The sequence below is a fragment of the Frankia sp. R82 genome (assembly GCF_023716925.1).
Classification (GTDB): Bacteria; Actinomycetota; Actinomycetes; order Frankiales; family Frankiaceae; genus Frankia.
In genome coordinates this window covers 1-2,329 of sequence record NZ_JAMQQG010000127.1, presented here as the reverse complement: position 1 = coordinate 2,329, position 2,329 = coordinate 1, and the positions used below count along the sequence as shown (strand labels likewise).

Below are 2,329 nucleotides of genomic sequence, written 5' to 3'. Positions count from 1 at the left end.
CCGTCCCGACCGCACCGACGCGCCGGCCGGCGCCCGGCCGGCGGACCCGGTCGCCGCAGAGACGGGCGCACACGGACGGCACCGACACGACGGCCCACCCCGGGGCGGGCCCGGCTGGTAGCGGCCCTCGGCGGGCTCGGCGTCGCGGTGCTGGCCGTCCTTGCGGGCGTGCTGCTCGTCGGCGGCCAGAGCACCACCGGGGACGGCGGCAACCGGCCGGTCACGGCGTCCAGCGCGACGCCAGGCCACACCCGGCCGGGGGCCGCGACGGACTGGTCGCGGGCCCGCCCGCTGCTGACGCTGCCCGCCCGCGCGGACACGGCCACGTCGGTGGTGTTCCGCCGGGACGGCAGCGTCGTCACCGGCACCGAGGACGGCGAGGTGCGCGTGTGGAACATCGCCGATCCGGCGCATCCGGTGACTCTCGGGGAACTGCCCCGAGACGGCTCCCCGGTGCGTTCGATCGCCGTCTCGGCCGACGGTCGACTGCTGGCGACCGCCGCGCAGGTGCCAAGCGACCATGTCGCCAGGCTGTGGAACATCGCCGAGCCGGCCCGACCGCAGGCGCTACCTGTCCCACTCGACCAACAGGCCAGCGGCATCCTGTCGGTGGCCTTCTCCCCGGACGGCGCAGTCGTCGCCACCGGCGGAACGGACCGGTCGATCTGGTTGTGGAATGTCGCCGACCCCGCCCACCCGCAGCGCGTCGCGTCCTTTCCCGGGGCGGACAGCGGGGTGTGGGCGCTGGCGTTCTCCCCGGACGGCCGCATGCTCGCCAGCGGCGCCGGCGACGGGTCCAGCTGGCTGTGGAACGTCTCCGACCCGACCGTCCCGCGCCGTCTCGCCACGTTGTGCCCGAACGCCAGCGCCGTGCGGTCGCTGGCGTTCGCCGCGGACGGTCACACCCTGGCCAGTGCCGGTGACGACGGTTCGGTGCGGCTGTGCGACGTCACCGACCCCAGCCGTCCGGCCATCGGGGCGATCTTCACCGGGCACACCGGCGCGGTGCGGACCGTCGCCTTCTCGCCGGACGGGCGCACCCTCGCCAGCGCCTCCAACACGTTCCTCGATCGCGACATCCGGCTGTGGGACGTCACCGGTGGCGGTCGCCGCCAGCCGGTGGCGGTGCTGGCCGGGCCTGCCGCCGGGGTCTGGTCGGTCGCGTTCTCTCCGGACGGTCGCACCCTCGCCGGTGCCTCCGAGGATCACACCATCCGCTTCTGGCGGGCCGGTTAGGGATCAGGCCCGCAGGGCTGCGCCGGTGCGGTCGGCGGCCAGCGCGACCGCGGCATCGCGAACCTCGTTCGCCTCGGCGGCGGTCAACGTGCGGTCGCCGGCCCGCAGCCGCAGCCCGAAAGCCAGCGACCGCTGCCCCGGACCCACCTGCGCCCCTTCGAACACGTCGAACAGGGTCAGCGACTCCAGCAGCTCACCGGCGCCGTCGCGCAGCGCCGCGGTGACCTCCGCGACGGGTACTGCGGTCGGGACGACCAGCGCCACGTCCCGATCCGCCGGCGGATAGGTCGAGATCGTCGGCGCGACGACCGGCCCGGTGGTGTCGGCGACCGCGAGCAACGCGTCCAGGTCGAGTTCGAGTGCCACCGCCCGCGCCGGCAGGCCCACCTCGGCCAGTACCCGCGGATGCAGCTCACCGGCGTGCCCGACCGGCCGTCCGGCCAGCGACAGCGCCGCGCACCGACCCGGATGCCACGGCATCGTGGCACCGGCGGTCACGGTCAGGGTCAGACCGAGCGCCTCGGCGACCAGGTGGGCGGCGTCGAGGGCGTCCGCCCAGTCCGCCGCCCGGCCCGGCCCGGCCCAGCCGGCCGGCTCGTACCGACCGGTGAGCAGGGCACCGAGGTGACGGGGCTGCTCGGGCAGGGTCGCATCCAGCGCTGCGACCTCGTCGGCACTCGGCCGGCGGTCCACCGGCGGGACGACGGCCGGCACCCGGTCGCCGGGGCGCTCCCGGAAGACCAGGCCGGTCTCGAACAGGGCGAGATCCTGCTGGCCGCGGCCGAGGTTGCGCACGGCGGCACCGATCAGTCCCGACAGCAGGGTGGTTCGCAGGTAGGCCGCGTCCTCGGCGATCGGGTTCGCGACCCGCACAGCCGCGCGCCGCGGATCATCGGACGCCAGGCCCAGCACGTCGGCCGCGTCCGCGGCGACGAACGGCAGGGTCTGCACCTCGACGTAGCCGGCGTGGGCGAGCGCCCGGCCGACCGCCCGACGCCGGCGCTGCGGCTGTCTCTATAACACATCACCGAGCCCACGAGACACCAGGAAATATATCGTATCGCGTCAGCTGGGTGAAAAATCGGTGGGGGGG

General features: G+C 75.3%; 1 protein-coding gene and 1 pseudogene. One reads left to right on the top strand and one right to left on the bottom strand.

The features are described 5' to 3' along the window. Positions 1-1,236: WD40 repeat domain-containing protein (locus ND747_RS16080; RefSeq protein WP_251734427.1), on the top strand; the 1,236-nt coding region annotated here is incomplete at its 5' end. 3 nt (positions 1,237-1,239) lie between these two features. Here the strand turns inward: ND747_RS16080 and ND747_RS16075 are convergent. Continuing rightward, positions 1,240-2,241 (bottom strand): annotated as a pseudogene (locus ND747_RS16075) (phenylalanine--tRNA ligase subunit beta); the annotation flags it as partial. Positions 2,242-2,329 lie beyond the last annotated feature (88 nt).